This is a genomic window from Citrobacter sp. Cpo030, assembly GCF_030333005.1.
In the GTDB taxonomy this organism is placed as follows: Bacteria; Pseudomonadota; Gammaproteobacteria; order Enterobacterales; family Enterobacteriaceae; genus Citrobacter; species Citrobacter portucalensis.
This window is the reverse complement of record NZ_JAOWGT010000075.1, coordinates 143,263-158,450: the sequence shown is the minus strand read 5'-3', so window position 1 is coordinate 158,450 and position 15,188 is coordinate 143,263. Positions and strand designations below refer to the sequence as shown.

Sequence of the window (15,188 nt, the reverse complement as noted above, 5' to 3'; positions counted from 1 at the left end):
GCCGGACTTCCGATCCATTCGAAGACTACACACGATGGACGGGAGCGACAAATCTCACTTTGTGTAACAACACACACGTATCGGCACATATTCCGGGGTGCCCTTTGGGGTCGGTAATATGGGATGCGTGGAGGCTTAACCCCAACTTTTATATATAGAGGTTTTAATCATGGCAACTGTTTCCATGCGCGACATGCTCAAGGCTGGTGTTCACTTCGGTCACCAGACCCGTTACTGGAACCCGAAAATGAAGCCGTTCATCTTCGGTGCGCGTAACAAAGTTCATATCATCAACCTTGAGAAAACTGTACCGATGTTCAACGAAGCTCTGGCTGAACTGAACAAGATCTCTGCTCGTAAAGGTAAAATCCTTTTCGTTGGTACTAAACGCGCTGCAAGCGAAGCGGTGAAAGAAGCTGCTAACAGCTGCGACCAGTTCTTCGTGAACCATCGCTGGCTGGGCGGTATGCTGACTAACTGGAAAACCGTTCGTCAGTCCATCAAACGTCTGAAAGATCTGGAAACTCAGTCTCAGGACGGTACTTTCGAAAAGCTGACCAAGAAAGAAGCGCTGATGCGTACTCGTGAGCTTGAGAAACTGGAAAACAGCCTGGGCGGTATCAAAGACATGGGCGGTCTGCCGGACGCTCTGTTCGTAATCGATGCTGACCACGAGCACATTGCTATCAAAGAAGCAAACAACCTGGGTATCCCAGTATTTGCTATCGTTGATACCAACTCTGATCCGGACGGTGTTGACTTCGTTATCCCGGGTAACGACGACGCAATCCGTGCTGTGACCCTGTACCTGGGCGCTGTAGCTACTACCGTTCGTGAAGGCCGTTCTCAGGATCTGGCTTCCCAGGCGGAAGAAAGCTTCGTAGAAGCTGAATAATAAGGCACGCTCGTTAGAGCCCTTATAGACCAGGTAGTATCACGTTTGGTTAGGGGGCCTGTATATGGCCCCCTTTTTCACTTTTAAATCTGTGCGGTTTCATGCCGGGCAGATCAAATCTTCCGAGGATTTTAGAATGGCTGAAATTACCGCATCCCTGGTAAAAGAGCTGCGTGAGCGTACTGGCGCAGGCATGATGGATTGCAAAAAAGCACTGACTGAAGCTAATGGCGACATCGAGCTGGCAATCGAAAACATGCGTAAGTCCGGTGCAATCAAAGCGGCGAAAAAAGCAGGCAACGTTGCTGCTGACGGCGTAATCAAAACCAAAATCGACGGCAACATCGCTTTCATTCTGGAAGTTAACTGCCAGACTGACTTCGTTGCTAAAGATGCTGGTTTCCAGGCATTTGCTGACAAAGTACTGGACGCTGCCGTTGCTGGCAAAATCACTGACGTTGAAGTTCTGAAAGCACAGTTCGAAGAAGAACGTGTTGCTCTGGTTGCTAAAATCGGTGAGAACATCAACATCCGTCGCGTTGCTTCCCTGGAAGGCGAAGTTCTGGGTAACTACCAGCATGGTGCTCGTATCGGTGTTCTGGTTGCTGCAACTGGCGCTGACGAAGAACTGGTTAAACAGCTGGCAATGCACGTTGCTGCAAGCAAACCAGAATTTGTTAAGCCGGAAGACGTTTCCGCTGAAGTGGTAGAAAAAGAATACCAGGTTCAGCTGGACATCGCTATGCAGTCTGGCAAGCCGAAAGAAATCGCAGAGAAAATGGTTGAAGGCCGCATGAAGAAATTCACCGGCGAAGTTTCTCTGACCGGTCAGCCTTTCGTCATGGAACCGAGCAAATCTGTTGGTCAGCTGCTGAAAGAGCATAACGCTGACGTAACGGGTTTCATCCGCTTTGAAGTGGGTGAAGGCATCGAGAAAGTTGAGACTGACTTTGCAGCAGAAGTTGCTGCGATGTCCAAGCAGTCTTAATTTTTAAAGGAGCCGCCTGAGGGCGGCTTCTTTTTGTGTCTGGCTTGTAAATTCAGCGAACCGCTATAGTGGTCATGCTGAAAAGCGACATACAATGTCGCCGGAATTAACTCATCTCATTCGTTGACAGTCTCAGGAAAGAAACATGGCTACCAATGCAAAACCCGTCTACAAACGTATTCTGCTTAAGTTAAGTGGCGAAGCTCTGCAAGGTTCAGAAGGCTTCGGTATTGATGCAAGCATCCTCGACCGCATGGCTCAGGAAATCAAAGAGCTGGTTGAGCTGGGTATTCAGGTTGGCGTAGTGATTGGTGGTGGTAACCTGTTCCGTGGCGCTGGTCTGGCGAAAGCGGGGATGAACCGCGTTGTGGGCGACCACATGGGCATGTTAGCCACCGTAATGAACGGTCTGGCGATGCGCGATGCGCTTCACCGCGCCTATGTGAACGCTCGCTTGATGTCCGCAATTCCTCTGAACGGCGTGTGTGATAACTACAGTTGGGCAGAAGCTATCAGCCTGCTGCGTAACAACCGCGTTGTTATTTTGTCTGCGGGTACCGGCAATCCGTTCTTCACCACCGATTCTGCAGCCTGCCTGCGCGGTATTGAAATTGAAGCGGATGTGGTTCTGAAAGCCACCAAAGTCGATGGCGTATTTACTGCCGACCCGGCTAAAGATCCAACGGCGACTATGTACGAACAGTTGACCTACACTGAAGTACTGGATAAAGAGCTGAAAGTAATGGATCTTGCCGCGTTCACGCTGGCTCGTGACCACAAATTACCGATTCGTGTCTTTAACATGAACAAACCAGGTGCACTGCGCCGTGTTGTTATGGGTGAAAAAGAAGGCACGTTAATCACGGAATAATTCCCGTTGCGGCTAAATGCAGGTAATATTCCGCTTTAATGTCGCGGGATACGTCCCTCAAAATTAATCAAGACTATACTTGTCACATCTTGCGTGGCGGGTATGGTCTGACTGAAACAAGCTTTCAAGGATTCGTAACGTGATCAACGATATCAGAAAAGATGCTGAAGTACGCATGGACAAATGCGTCGAAGCGTTCAAAAACCAAATCAGCAAAATTCGCACGGGTCGTGCTTCTCCTAGCCTGCTGGATGGTATTGTCGTGGAATATTACGGCACGCCGACTCCGCTGCGCCAGCTGGCAAGCGTAACGGTTGAAGATTCCCGTACCCTGAAAATCAACGTATTTGACCGTTCTATGGGTCCAGCCGTTGAGAAAGCAATCATGGCTTCCGACCTCGGTCTGAATCCAAGCTCTGCGGGCTCTGACATCCGCGTTCCGCTGCCGCCGCTGACCGAAGAACGTCGTAAAGATCTGACCAAGATCGTACGTGGTGAAGCTGAAGGCGCGCGTGTTGCGGTACGTAACGTACGCCGTGATGCAAACGACAAAGTGAAAGCGTTGTTGAAAGAAAAAGAGATCAGCGAAGATGATGATCGCCGTTCTCAGGACGACGTACAGAAACTGACTGATGCAGCAATCAAGAAAGTTGATGCGGCGCTGGCAGAGAAAGAAGCAGAACTGATGCAGTTCTGATTCGCCTGTACGCTAAAAACGCCGCTTAGAAGGCCTGAGAAGGCTGGATGGCGGCGTTTTGCTTTTTTCTGTCTACATACTCTAAATATTTCAAGTTGCAGGAAGGCGGTGACGCCAAAGGCCGAGTAAAGCCAACGTACATGCAACTTGAAGTATGACGAGTAAAATTCTTCTGGATGTCCGATGAAGCAATTAACCATCCTGGGATCAACCGGTTCCATTGGTTGCAGTACGCTGGATGTAGTACGCCATAACCCGGAAAAATTTCGTGTTGCTGCGTTGGTGGCGGGTAAAAATGTTGCCCGTATGGTAGAGCAATGCCTGGAGTTTGCGCCTCGCTATGCGGTAATGGATGATGAAAAAAGCGCGGCACAGGTAAAAGCTGCTCTTTTGGCACAGGGTAGCCGTACCGAGGTGATGAGCGGGCAGCAGGCTGCCTGTGATATGGCTGCGCTGGATGATGTTGAGCAGGTCATGGCGGCGATTGTCGGCGCAGCGGGTTTGCTGCCGACGCTGGCGGCAATTCGTGCGAGTAAAAGCATTTTGCTGGCGAATAAAGAATCGCTGGTGACCTGCGGTCGTCTGTTTATGGACGACGTGAAACGCCACAAAGCGCAGCTTTTGCCGGTAGATAGCGAGCATAACGCGATTTTTCAGAGTTTACCGCAACCTATCCAACACAATCTGGGATACGCTGACCTTGAGCAAAACGGCGTCATGTCAGTTCTGCTTACCGGGTCTGGTGGCCCATTCCGTGAAACGCCATTGCGCGATCTGGTCTCTATGACCCCCGATCAGGCATGTCGTCATCCGAATTGGTCGATGGGACGAAAAATTTCTGTCGATTCCGCCACCATGATGAACAAAGGTCTGGAATACATTGAAGCGCGTTGGTTATTTAATGCCAGTGCAAGCCAGATGGAAGTGCTGATCCACCCGCAGTCGGTTATTCATTCGATGGTCCGTTATCAGGATGGTAGTGTTCTGGCGCAGTTGGGTGAACCTGATATGCGTACACCTATTGCCCATACGATGGCATGGCCAGAACGTGTGACGTCTGGTGTTAAGCCTGTCGACTTTTGCAAACTCAGTGCGTTGACGTTTTCCGCACCTGACTACCAGCGTTATCCGTGCCTGAAACTGGCGATGGACGCGTTTGAGCAAGGTCAGGCGGCGACGACCGCACTCAATGCCGCGAATGAAATTACCGTTGCCGCATTCCTGGCGCAGCAGATCCGATTTACCGATATTGCCGATCTCAATTTATCCGTACTGGATAAGATGGATTTGCAGGAACCACAGAGCGTTGACGACGTGTTGAAGGTCGATGCCATCGCGCGGGAAGTCGCCAGAAAAGAAGTGATGCGAATCTCAAGCTGATGATAATCCCTCTACGGAGAATCGTGCTATTTGTTAGCGTTGGGCTTCAGTGATATAGTCTGCGCCACCCGATCGCGGGTATTTGCTTTTTTTCGGTCGGGTAAGCCGTGGTTTGACACGGCTTTTTTGTGGATAGGCTTCAGTATTCCTGAGTACCGTAAATCCTTTCAGGGACTAATAACGCGTTATGTTGTCTGCAACTAAACCATTAAGCGAAAATTTGCCAGCACATGGTTGTCGCCATGTCGCAATTATCATGGATGGCAATGGCCGCTGGGCGAAAAAGCAAGGGAAGATTCGCGCCTTTGGGCATAAGGCTGGAGCAAAATCCGTCCGCCGGGCTGTCTCTTTTGCTGCAAATAACGGTATTGATGCGTTAACGCTGTATGCCTTTAGCAGTGAGAACTGGAACCGACCTGCGCAGGAAGTGAGCGCGTTAATGGAACTGTTTGTGTGGGCACTTGATAGCGAAGTGAAAAACCTGCATCGCCATAACGTACGCCTGCGTATTATCGGGGATATCAGTCGATTTAACTCACGTTTGCAAGAACGGATTCGCAAATCAGAAGCGATTACCGCCCAGAATACCGGGTTGACGCTGAATATTGCAGCGAATTACGGTGGACGGTGGGATATTGTCCAGGGAGTCAGGCAACTGGCACAACAGGTGCAGGACGGTGTGCTGCATCCTGAGCAAATCGATGAAGAGATGCTTGGGCAGCAAATTTGTATGCATGAGCTGGCTCCTGTGGATTTAGTGATAAGGACTGGGGGAGAGCACCGAATTAGTAATTTTCTGTTGTGGCAAATTGCCTACGCCGAACTTTACTTTACCGATGTTCTCTGGCCCGATTTCGATGAACAAGACTTTGAAGGTGCGCTGCATGCCTTTGCTAATCGTGAGCGTCGTTTCGGCGGCACCGAACCCGGTGATGAAAAAGCCTGATGGGGGTCGCTTTTGCTGAAGTATCGCCTGATTTCTGCTTTTGTTTTAATACCCGTTGTCATCGCGGCGCTGTTTTTGCTGCCGCCGGTGGGGTTCGCCATTGTTACGTTGGTCGTCTGTATGTTGGCCGCCTGGGAATGGGGACAGTTAAGCGGTTTTACCACGCGTACGCAGCGAGTCTGGCTGGCGGTTTTGTGCGGGCTATTGCTGGCACTGATGCTATTTTTGCTGCCAGAATACCATCGCGATATCCATCAACCGCTGGTTGAAGTATCGCTGTGGGCGTCGCTGGGCTGGTGGGTCGTAGCGCTATTACTGGTATTGTTTTACCCAGGGTCTGCGTCGGTCTGGCGTAATTCCAAAACATTACGCATAATTTTCGGCGTGTTAACCATTGTCCCGTTCTTTTGGGGAATGCTGGCGCTACGTGCATGGCACTATGATGAGAATCATTATAGTGGCGCGCTATGGCTGCTATATGTCATGATCCTCGTTTGGGGAGCAGACTCTGGTGCGTATATGTTTGGTAAGCTTTTTGGCAAACATAAGCTGGCACCGAAGGTTTCTCCTGGTAAAACCTGGCAGGGTTTTATTGGCGGACTCGCCACTGCGGCCGTGATCTCATGGGGTTATGGCATGTGGGCGAATCTTGAAGTTGCGCCTGTCACCTTGCTCATTTGCTCCATCGTTGCAGCCCTGGCCTCCGTGCTGGGTGACCTGACCGAGAGTATGTTTAAGCGTGAAGCAGGTATTAAGGACAGTGGTCACTTAATTCCAGGACACGGCGGTATTCTGGATCGTATTGATAGCCTGACGGCTGCGGTACCGGTCTTTGCCTGCCTGTTGTTACTGGTGTTCAGGACGCTCTAACGGATGGTCTTATGCTGAGTATTCTCTGGAATTTGGCTGCGTTCATCATCGCACTTGGTGTGCTTATCACCGTGCATGAATTTGGTCATTTCTGGGTTGCGCGGCGCTGCGGAGTCCGCGTCGAACGCTTTTCCATTGGCTTTGGAAAAGCGCTTTGGCGGCGTACCGATAAATCAGGTACGGAATACGTCATCGCCATGATTCCCCTCGGCGGTTACGTCAAAATGCTGGATGAGCGCGCTGAACCGGTCGCACCGGAATTGCGCCATTACGCCTTCAACAATAAAACGGTTGGACAACGTGCTGCTATTATCGCCGCGGGTCCGATTGCAAACTTCCTTTTTGCTATTTTTGCTTATTGGCTGGTGTTTATCATTGGTGTCCCTGGCGTTCGTCCTGTTGTTGGTGAAATAACACCCAACTCGATTGCTGCACAGGCGCAAATTCAGCCGGGTACGGAACTAAAAGCGGTTGATGGCATCGAAACCCCTGATTGGGATGCAGTGCGATTGCAACTGGTATCCAAAATCGGCGATGAGCATACAACCCTCAGCGTGGCGCAGTTTGGCAGCAACCAGCGGCAGGACAAAACGCTGGATTTACGCCATTGGGCATTTGAGCCAGACAAAGAGGATCCTGTCTCTAGTTTGGGCATGCGTCCGCGTGGTCCGCAGATTGAACCGGTACTGTCAGAAGTGCAGGTTAATTCCGCTGCAAGTAAGGCAGGTTTGCAAGCTGGCGACAGGATCGTTAAAGTCAATGGTCAGTCACTGACGCAATGGATGACGTTCGTGACTCTGGTGCGCGATAATCCGGATACGCCGTTAGCGCTAGATATTGAAAGGCAAGGAAGTTCCTTGTCTTTAACGTTAACCCCAGATTCAAAACAGGTTAACGGGAAGGCAGAAGGTTTTGCGGGCGTGGTGCCTAAAGTTATTCCTCTGCCTGATGAGTATAAGACTGTACGCCAGTATGGGCCATTCAGCGCCATCCTCGAAGCCTCGGATAAAACGTGGCAGTTGATGAAGCTGACGGTCAGTATGCTGGGAAAATTGATTACCGGTGATGTAAAACTGAACAACCTCAGTGGGCCGATTTCTATCGCCCAGGGGGCTGGGATGTCAGCGGAGTTCGGGATTATTTATTACCTGATGTTCCTTGCGCTTATCAGCGTGAACTTAGGGATAATCAACCTGTTTCCGTTGCCCGTTCTTGACGGGGGGCATCTGCTGTTCCTGGCGATTGAAAAGCTGAAGGGCGGTCCGGTATCCGAGCGGGTTCAAGACTTTAGTTATCGCATTGGCTCTATCTTGCTGGTGTTGTTAATGGGGCTTGCACTTTTCAATGATTTCTCTCGGTTGTAAGAGAGTGTTAGGAAGAACGCATAATAACGATGGCGATGAAAAAGTTGCTCATAGCGTCGCTGCTGTTTAGCAGCGCCACCGTATACGGTGCTGAAGGGTTCGTAGTGAAGGACATTCATTTCGAAGGCCTACAGCGAGTCGCCGTTGGTGCGGCTCTCCTCAGTATGCCGGTGCGCACAGGCGACACGGTTAATGATGAAGACATCAGTAATACCATTCGTGCTCTGTTCGCCACCGGTAACTTTGAGGATGTCCGCGTCCTGCGCGATGGTGATACCCTTCTGGTTCAGGTAAAAGAACGTCCGACGATTGCCAGCATCACTTTCTCCGGTAACAAATCGGTGAAAGATGACATGCTGAAGCAAAACCTCGAGGCGTCTGGCGTGCGTGTTGGCGAGTCTCTGGATCGCACAACGCTTGCCGATATCGAAAAGGGCCTGGAAGATTTCTACTATAGCGTCGGTAAGTACAGCGCCAGTGTGAAAGCGGTGGTGACGCCGTTGCCGCGTAACCGTGTTGACCTCAAGCTGGTCTTCCAGGAAGGTGTTTCGGCGAAGATCCAACAGATCAATATCGTCGGCAACCATGCCTTCTCAACTGACGAACTTATCTCTCACTTCCAGTTGCGTGACGAAGTGCCGTGGTGGAACGTGGTAGGCGATCGTAAATACCAGAAACAGAAGCTGGCGGGCGATCTTGAAACCCTGCGCAGCTACTATCTGGATCGCGGTTATGCTCGCTTCAATATTGATTCCACTCAGGTCAGCCTGACGCCGGATAAAAAAGGCATCTACATCACCGTTAACATCACTGAAGGCGAGCAGTACAAGCTTTCTGGGGTTCAGGTGAGCGGTAACCTGGCCGGGCACTCCGCCGAAATTGAGACCCTGACGAAGATCGAGCCAGGTGAACTCTATAACGGCACCAAAGTGACCAAAATGGAAGATGACATCAAGAAGCTTCTGGGTCGCTATGGCTATGCCTATCCGCGCGTTCAGTCGCAGCCTGAAATCAACGACGCTGACAAAACCGTTAAATTGCGTGTAAACGTGGATGCGGGTAACCGTTTCTATGTGCGTAAGATCCGTTTTGAAGGTAACGACACTTCTAAAGACTCCGTTCTGCGTCGCGAAATGCGTCAGATGGAAGGCGCATGGTTGGGCAGCGATCTTGTCGACCAGGGTAAAGAGCGTCTGAACCGTCTGGGTTACTTTGAAACCGTTGATACTGATACTCAGCGTGTTCCGGGCCGCCCGGATCAGGTTGATGTAGTCTACAAGGTTAAAGAGCGTAACACCGGTAGCTTTAACTTCGGCGTCGGTTACGGTACCGAGAGCGGCGTGAGCTTCCAGGCTGGCGTTCAGCAGGATAACTGGTTAGGTACCGGTTATTCTGTCGGGATTAACGGCACCAAAAACGATTACCAGACCTATACTGAGTTGTCTGTCACTAACCCGTACTTCACCGTTGATGGTGTGAGCCTTGGTGGCCGCGTCTTCTATAACGACTTTGAAGCGGATGATGCAGACCTGTCCGATTATACCAACAAAAGTTATGGTACAGACGTGACGCTGGGCTTCCCGGTCAACGAATACAACACGTTGCGCGCGGGCTTGGGTTATGTACATAACAAACTGTCCAATATGCAGCCGCAGATCGCAATGGATCGTTATCTTGAGTCGATGGGACAATCCGCTGATACCAGCAGTTTTGCCGCTGATGATTTCACCTTTAACTACGGTTGGACATACAACAAGTTAGACCGTGGTTATTTCCCGACAGACGGTTCGCGTGTCAACCTGAACGGTAAAGTCACCATTCCGGGTTCTGACAACGAATACTACAAACTGTCGATGGATACCGCGACCTATATGCCGATCGATGACGACCACAAGTGGGTTGTTCTGGGTCGTACCAAGGTAGGTTATGGGGATGGCATTGGCAGCAAAGAGATGCCGTTCTACGAGAACTTCTACGCCGGTGGTTCCAGTACCGTGCGTGGCTTCCAGTCCAACACCATTGGTCCGAAAGCGGTCTATAAAAAGGGTGCTAGCACAGACTGGAATGACGGCGATAACGAAGAATGTACTCAGGATTCAGGCTGTAAATCAGATGATGCGGTAGGTGGTAACGCCATGGCTGTCGCCAGCCTGGAATTTATTACCCCGACGCCGTTTATCAGCGATAAGTATGCTAACTCGGTCCGTACTTCCTTCTTCTGGGATATGGGTACCGTTTGGGATACTAACTGGGATCCGTCATCTGCGCCGTCGGATGTGCCGGACTATAGTGATCCGAGCAATATCCGTATGTCAGCGGGTATCGCGTTACAATGGATGTCCCCATTGGGGCCGTTGGTTTTCTCCTACGCCCAGCCGTTCAAGAAGTACGATGGAGACAAAGCGGAACAGTTCCAGTTTAACATTGGTAAAACCTGGTAACTGTTCTTCGCAAAGGAATGTAGTGGTAGTGTAGCGATGACTTTAGGCGATCTTGCATGGGATCGCCTGGCCACGCAAAGAACTGCACCTTCGGGTGCAAATGGGATGGTAAGGAGTTAATTGTGAAAAAGTGGTTATTAGCTGCAGGTCTCGGTTTAGCGATGGCAACGTCCGCACAGGCTGCTGACAAAATTGCAATCGTCAATATGGGTAGCCTGTTCCAACAGGTTGCACAGAAGACGGGTGTTTCTGCTACGCTGGAAAACGAGTTCAAAGGCCGTGCCAGCGAACTGCAGCGTATGGAATCCGATCTGCAATCTAAAATGCAGCGTCTGCAATCAATGAAAGCGGGTAGCGATCGTACCAAGCTGGAAAAAGACGTTATGGCTCAGCGCCAGACTTTCTCTCAGAAAGCTCAGGCTTTCGAGCAGGATCGTGCACGTCGTTCCAACGAAGAACGTGGCAAACTGGTTACTCGTATCCAGACAGCTGTGAAATCTGTTGCCAGCAGCCAGAGCATTGATCTGGTCGTTGACGCAAACACCGTTGCATACAACAGCAGCGATGTAAAAGACATCACCGCTGACGTACTGAAACAGGTTAAATAAGTAATGCCTTCAATTCGACTGGCTGATTTAGCAGAGCAGTTGGATGCAGAATTACACGGTGATGGCGATATCGTCATCACCGGCGTAGCGTCCATGCAATCTGCGCAAACTGGCAATATCACGTTCATGGTGAATCCTAAATACCGTGAACACTTAGGCGTATGCCAGGCGTCTGCCGTTGTGATGACGCAGGACGATCTTCCTTTTGCTAAGAGTGCGGCGCTGGTAGTGAAGAATCCCTATCTGACCTATGCACGTATGGCGCAAATTTTAGATACCACGCCTCAGCCTGCACAGAACATTGCACCCAGTGCAGTGATCGATGCAACGGCGAAGCTGGGTAATAATGTCTCTGTGGGCGCAAATGCGGTCATTGAGTCTGGCGTAGAACTGGGCGATAACGTGGTTATCGGTGCAGGTTGTTTCGTCGGAAAAAATACCAAAATCGGTGCAGGTTCACGCTTGTGGGCGAATGTGACGATTTACCACGACATCCAGATCGGTGAAAATTGCCTGATCCAGTCCAGCACCGTCGTTGGATCTGATGGATTTGGTTACGCGAACGATCGTGGTAACTGGGTGAAGATCCCCCAGCTTGGTCGCGTGATTATCGGCGATCGCGTCGAGATCGGAGCTTGTACCACCATTGACCGTGGTGCTCTGGACGATACTGTGATCGGTAATGGTGTTATCATTGATAACCAGTGCCAGATTGCGCATAACGTTGTGATTGGCGACAATACGGCGGTAGCCGGTGGCGTCATTATGGCGGGTAGCCTGAAGATTGGCCGTTATTGCATGATTGGCGGTGCCAGCGTGATCAATGGGCATATGGAAATATGCGACAAAGTTACGGTAACTGGCATGGGTATGGTGATGCGTCCTATCACTGAACCTGGCGTCTACTCCTCAGGCATTCCGCTACAACCCAACAAGGTATGGCGTAAAACAGCTGCACTGGTGATGAATATTGATGATATGAGCAAGCGCCTCAAAGCGATTGAGCGCAAGGTTAATCAACAAGACTAAAGCACCGTTTTTGCATGTCTGACTTTTCGGCCTGTCCCATTCATACGATTGCGACAGGCCGTGTTATTATTGCCTTTTAGTATATTTTGACAGGAAGAGTATTTTGACTACTAACACTCATACTCTGCATATTGAAGAGATTTTAGAACTTCTGCCGCACCGTTTTCCGTTTCTGCTGGTTGACCGCGTGCTGGATTTTGAAGAAGGTCGTTTTCTGCGCGCAGTGAAAAATGTATCCGTTAACGAGCCTTTCTTTCAGGGCCACTTCCCGGGTAAACCTATTTTCCCTGGCGTATTGATTCTGGAAGCGATGGCACAGGCTACCGGTATCCTCGCGTTTAAAAGCGTAGGAAAACTGGAACCAGGCGAACTGTATTATTTCGCGGGTATTGATGAAGCACGCTTTAAGCGTCCTGTCGTGCCTGGCGATCAGATGATCATGGAAGTGACTTTCGAGAAAACGCGCCGTGGCCTGACCCGTTTTAAAGGGGTTGCGCTGGTCGACGGTAAAGTTGTGTGCGAAGCAACGATGATGTGTGCCCGTAGCCGGGAGGCCTGATACGTGATTGATAAATCCGCCTTTATTCACCCGACCGCCATTGTAGAAGAGGGCGCCAGCATTGGTGCCAATGCTCACATTGGCCCATTTTGTATTGTTGGACCCCATGTTGAAATTGGTGAGGGTACCGTACTGAAGTCTCACGTTGTCGTGAATGGCCATACAAAAATTGGTCGCGATAACGAGATCTATCAGTTTGCCTCCATCGGTGAAGTTAACCAGGATCTTAAATATGCTGGCGAACCGACCCGTGTGGAAATTGGCGATCGCAACCGCATCCGCGAAAGCGTCACCATTCATCGTGGCACAGTGCAGGGCGGTGGAGTGACGAAGGTGGGCAGCGATAACTTACTGATGATTAATGCGCACGTCGCGCATGATTGTACGGTAGGCAACCGCTGTATTCTGGCGAATAACGCCACGCTTGCCGGACATGTTTCGCTTGATGATTTTGTTATCATCGGCGGCATGACTGCGGTGCATCAGTTCTGCATCATCGGTGCGCATGTGATGGTTGGCGGCTGTTCTGGTGTAGCCCAGGACGTGCCTCCGTACGTTATCGCCCAGGGCAACCACGCGACGCCGTTTGGCGTCAATATCGAAGGTCTGAAGCGTCGTGGATTCACCCGCGAAGCGATTACCGCGATTCGTAACGCCTACAAAGCGTTGTACCGTAGCGGTAAAACGCTGGAAGAAGTGAAACCAGAAATCGCGGAACTGGCGAAACAGTACCCCGAAGTTCAGGCTTTCAGCGACTTCTTTGAGCGCTCAACGCGTGGCCTGATTCGTTAATGACTGAACAGCGTCCTTTAACGATTGCCCTCGTCGCCGGAGAAACCTCCGGCGATATTCTTGGTGCAGGGTTAATCCGTGCACTCAAGGCTCGCGTTCCCAATGCGCGCTTTGTTGGCGTTGCGGGGCCGCTGATGCAGGCCGAAGGTTGTGAAGCCTGGTACGAAATGGAAGAGTTGGCGGTCATGGGCATTGTTGAAGTGCTCGGACGCCTGCGCCGTTTACTGCATATTCGTGCCGACCTCACTCGCCGATTCACCGACTTAAAGCCGGATGTTTTCGTCGGCATTGATGCACCTGATTTCAATATTACCCTCGAAGGGAATTTGAAAAGACAGGGCATTAAAACCATTCATTATGTCAGTCCGTCCGTTTGGGCGTGGCGACAGAAACGCGTTTTCAAAATAGGCAGATCCACCAACATGGTGCTGGCCTTTCTGCCTTTCGAAAAGGCGTTTTATGACAAATTTAACGTCCCGTGCCGCTTTATCGGTCATACCATGGCAGATGCCATGCCGTTGGACCCGGATAAAAATGCGGCGCGTGATGTTCTGGGCATTCCTCATGACGCTCACTGCCTGGCGCTACTGCCAGGAAGCCGTGGTGCAGAAGTGGAAATGCTCAGCGCCGATTTTCTGAAAACGGCGCAGCTATTACGCCAGCATTATCCGGATCTCGAAGTGGTGGTGCCGTTGGTGAATGCCAAACGTCGCGAGCAGTTTGAACGCATTAAAGCGGAAGTTGCACCGGAGCTTTCTGTACATCTGCTCAATGGGATGGGACGTGAAGCAATGGTGGCCAGCGATGCCGCACTGCTGGCTTCTGGTACCGCCGCGCTGGAATGTATGCTGGCAAAATGCCCGATGGTGGTTGGCTACCGTATGAAACCCTTCACCTTTTGGCTGGCGAAGCGCCTGGTGAAAACGGATTACGTTTCGCTACCGAACCTGCTGGCGGGAAGAGAACTGGTTAAAGAGCTGTTGCAGGAAGAGTGTGAACCGCAGGCGCTGTCGCAAGCGCTGTTGCCGTTACTGGCGAATGGCAAAACCAGCCATGCGATGCACGACACATTCCGTGAACTGCACCAGCAGATCCGTTGCAATGCTGATGAGCAGGCGGCGGATGCGGTCCTGGAGTTAGCGCAATGATTGAATTTGTGTATCCGCATACGCATTTAGTGGCGGGTGTGGATGAAGTCGGGCGCGGCCCTTTGGTCGGTGCGGTCGTCACTGCTGCCGTCATTCTGGATCCGGCTCGCCCTATTATCGGTCTTAATGACTCCAAAAAACTGTCAGAAAAACGTCGCCTGGCGCTGTTTGATGAAATTAAAGAAAAAGCGTTAAGCTGGAGCCTGGGTCGGGCGGAACCGCATGAAATCGACGAGCTGAACATTTTGCATGCCACCATGCTGGCCATGCAGCGTGCTGTTGCGGGTCTGCATATTGCGCCCGAATACGTGCTGATTGACGGCAATCGTTGCCCGGCATTACCGGTACCGTCGATGGCGGTGGTCAAAGGCGATAGCCGCGTGGCGGAGATTAGCGCCGCATCGATTCTGGCAAAAGTCACTCGTGATGCTGAAATGGCGGCGCTGGATACGGTTTTTCCACAGTATGGTTTTGCACAGCACAAAGGCTATCCAACCGCATTTCATCTGGAAAAATTGGCACTGCATGGTGCGACTGAGCACCATCGCCGCAGCTTTGGCCCCGTCAAACGCGCACTGGGACTCTCGTCCTGATTCTTGT

At 51.0% G+C, this 15,188-nt stretch carries 15 protein-coding genes; all 15 read left to right on the top strand.

The window, feature by feature from the left end; translation table 11 throughout:
- Positions 1-169 precede the first annotated feature (169 nt).
- The 15 genes from rpsB to rnhB all read left to right on the top strand — a co-directional run bounded on the left by rpsB (position 170) and on the right by rnhB (position 15,181).
- On the top strand, positions 170-895 hold the full coding sequence (rpsB, locus tag OGY37_RS22060; protein WP_003018553.1) for a 30S ribosomal protein S2: 726 nt from the start codon (positions 170-172) through the stop codon (positions 893-895).
- 136 nt (positions 896-1,031) lie between these two features.
- Positions 1,032-1,883, top strand: a complete 852-nt coding sequence (tsf, locus tag OGY37_RS22055; protein ID WP_003018551.1) for a translation elongation factor Ts — start codon at positions 1,032-1,034, stop codon at positions 1,881-1,883.
- Between the two features lie 145 nt (positions 1,884-2,028).
- Positions 2,029-2,754 carry a UMP kinase gene (pyrH, locus tag OGY37_RS22050; protein WP_003018549.1) on the top strand — a complete coding sequence of 242 codons (726 nt, stop codon included), beginning with the start codon at positions 2,029-2,031 and terminating at the stop codon, positions 2,752-2,754.
- Positions 2,755-2,893: 139 nt separating this feature from the next.
- Entirely contained in the window at positions 2,894-3,451 is a 558-nt protein-coding gene (gene frr / locus OGY37_RS22045) for a ribosome recycling factor (protein WP_003018547.1), read from the top strand.
- Positions 3,452-3,634: 183 nt separating this feature from the next.
- Entirely contained in the window at positions 3,635-4,831 is a 1,197-nt protein-coding gene (gene ispC / locus OGY37_RS22040) for a 1-deoxy-D-xylulose-5-phosphate reductoisomerase (protein WP_286621884.1), read from the top strand.
- Between the two features lie 187 nt (positions 4,832-5,018).
- Positions 5,019-5,777: a (2E,6E)-farnesyl-diphosphate-specific ditrans,polycis-undecaprenyl-diphosphate synthase gene (ispU, locus tag OGY37_RS22035; protein WP_008786266.1), complete on the top strand. Its 759-nt coding sequence runs from the start codon at positions 5,019-5,021 to the stop codon at positions 5,775-5,777.
- 12 nt (positions 5,778-5,789) lie between these two features.
- The gene (cdsA, locus tag OGY37_RS22030) at positions 5,790-6,647 is read left to right on the top strand and encodes a phosphatidate cytidylyltransferase (protein ID WP_003829174.1); all 858 of its coding nucleotides are present in this window, start codon (positions 5,790-5,792) and stop codon (positions 6,645-6,647) included.
- A gap of 11 nt (positions 6,648-6,658) precedes the next feature.
- On the top strand, positions 6,659-8,011 hold the full coding sequence (rseP, locus tag OGY37_RS22025; protein ID WP_003829173.1) for a sigma E protease regulator RseP: 1,353 nt from the start codon (positions 6,659-6,661) through the stop codon (positions 8,009-8,011).
- A 29-nt stretch (positions 8,012-8,040) separates the two neighbouring features.
- Positions 8,041-10,452, top strand: a complete 2,412-nt coding sequence (gene bamA, locus OGY37_RS22020; RefSeq protein WP_003829172.1) for an outer membrane protein assembly factor BamA — start codon at positions 8,041-8,043, stop codon at positions 10,450-10,452.
- Between the two features lie 122 nt (positions 10,453-10,574).
- Positions 10,575-11,060, top strand: a complete 486-nt coding sequence (gene skp / locus OGY37_RS22015; protein ID WP_003018533.1) for a molecular chaperone Skp — start codon at positions 10,575-10,577, stop codon at positions 11,058-11,060.
- Between the two features lie 3 nt (positions 11,061-11,063).
- Positions 11,064-12,089: a UDP-3-O-(3-hydroxymyristoyl)glucosamine N-acyltransferase gene (gene lpxD / locus OGY37_RS22010; RefSeq protein WP_003018531.1), complete on the top strand. Its 1,026-nt coding sequence runs from the start codon at positions 11,064-11,066 to the stop codon at positions 12,087-12,089.
- A gap of 103 nt (positions 12,090-12,192) precedes the next feature.
- The gene (gene fabZ / locus OGY37_RS22005) at positions 12,193-12,648 is read left to right on the top strand and encodes a 3-hydroxyacyl-ACP dehydratase FabZ (RefSeq protein WP_003018528.1); all 456 of its coding nucleotides are present in this window, start codon (positions 12,193-12,195) and stop codon (positions 12,646-12,648) included.
- Between the two features lie 3 nt (positions 12,649-12,651).
- On the top strand, positions 12,652-13,440 hold the full coding sequence (gene lpxA, locus OGY37_RS22000) for an acyl-ACP--UDP-N-acetylglucosamine O-acyltransferase (protein ID WP_003018525.1): 789 nt from the start codon (positions 12,652-12,654) through the stop codon (positions 13,438-13,440).
- Positions 13,440-14,588, top strand: a complete 1,149-nt coding sequence (gene lpxB / locus OGY37_RS21995) for a lipid-A-disaccharide synthase (protein WP_063941139.1) — start codon at positions 13,440-13,442, stop codon at positions 14,586-14,588. Before lpxA ends, lpxB begins: the two co-directional genes overlap by 1 nt.
- Positions 14,585-15,181: a ribonuclease HII gene (rnhB, locus tag OGY37_RS21990; RefSeq protein WP_003018518.1), complete on the top strand. Its 597-nt coding sequence runs from the start codon at positions 14,585-14,587 to the stop codon at positions 15,179-15,181. The genes lpxB and rnhB overlap by 4 nt, the downstream gene beginning before the upstream one ends.
- Positions 15,182-15,188 lie beyond the last annotated feature (7 nt).